Source organism: Vibrio sp. Vb0349, from assembly GCF_033338975.1.
In genome coordinates, this window is sequence record NZ_JAWOTS010000236.1 from 1 (window position 1) to 1,323 (window position 1,323).

Sequence of the window (1,323 nt, forward strand, 5' to 3'; positions counted from 1 at the left end):
TGTTGCACCTGCAAGTTTGCGATCTTTTGCCTCAAGCAACCACTTGATCCACTCTGGTTTTTCTTCACCACGACCAACTTTAATCAGGCTACCTGTGATGTTTCGAACCATGTGGTGAACGAACGCGTTCGCTTTAATGTCGATAACAACATAATCACCATGACGAGTGACGTTTACGTGCATCAAATTACGGCACGGACTCAACGACTGACAATGCGCTGCACGGAATGATGAAAAGTCATTTTCACCTAACAAATATTGCCCGGCTTCATGCATTTTCTTTTCATCTAGCTCGCCGTGATAATGGCTCACACCCGAGTTCAAAATGCCTGGGCGCAATGCGTGATTAAAAATGATGTAGCGGTAACGACGCGCTGTTGCTGAGAATCGCGCATGGAAGTCATCAGGAACTTCTTTTGCCCAGCGAACAGCGATGTCACTTGGCATGTTCGCATTTGCGCCCATCGTCCAAGCCACCATTTTTCGATTAACGTTGGTATCAAAGTGAACAACTTGTCCCGTACCATGTACACCCGCATCAGTACGACCTGCACACTGCACTTCGACAGGGTGGTTCGCAACGATGGACAACGCTTTCTCTAGTTCTTCTTGAACACTTTTCACTTCTCTTTGGCGTTGCCAACCAAAATAATTTGTACCGTTGTATTCGATACCTAATGCGATTCTCATCTTAACCTTCGAACTCTAAAATGGGGCGGGAAGTATATACTCAAGTCCCTTCAGATACAAAAAGGGCAGCTCTCGCTACCGTTTTTGATTTATCGACCGTTTATGGTATCGATGAGGTTTTTCGCTTCTCGGCGAATGTCATCTTCACCGTAAACTATCGCCTCTTCTAACAGTTTGATCGCACCTTGAGGATCGTTCATTTCAAGATAGATTTTAGCAAGGTCCAACTTACCTGCTGCTTCTGCATTGGTATCTACATCAACGTCACCGATATCACCAATCACATCAGGGAACTCATTCAAACCGACATCGAGCATCAGTTCTTGCTCTTCAAACTCACCACCTTCTTTGTCCACTTGAGCCATCAGTTCATCAATAGTCATAAACTGATTTTTCTTAGGGTCAAAGTCATCAAGATCTTCCTGCTCGGCCCAGTTCTCTTGCGCGATTTCAGGTTGAGTCAGCGCTTCGCTCGAACTCCACACTTCTTGCTGGTCTTCAGGGACTTCTTCCGTAACCGATGGTTCAGGCATGTCTGATGCTGGCTTAAAACCATCCCAGTCATCACCGACATCCAACATGGTTTCGAAATCCATGCCTGCACTTGCAATGGTGTCGCTGTCGAGCTTGCCA

At 46.1% G+C, this 1,323-nt stretch carries 2 protein-coding genes; both read right to left on the reverse strand.

Features of this window, described 5'->3' with window-relative positions:
- The coding region (gene truA / locus R7Q47_RS24845) for a tRNA pseudouridine(38-40) synthase TruA (RefSeq protein WP_318089948.1) at positions 1-690 on the reverse strand (690 nt) is incomplete at its 3' end.
- Between the two features lie 89 nt (positions 691-779).
- Positions 780-1,323: FimV/HubP family polar landmark protein (locus tag R7Q47_RS24850; protein WP_318089950.1), on the reverse strand; the 544-nt coding region annotated here is incomplete at its 5' end.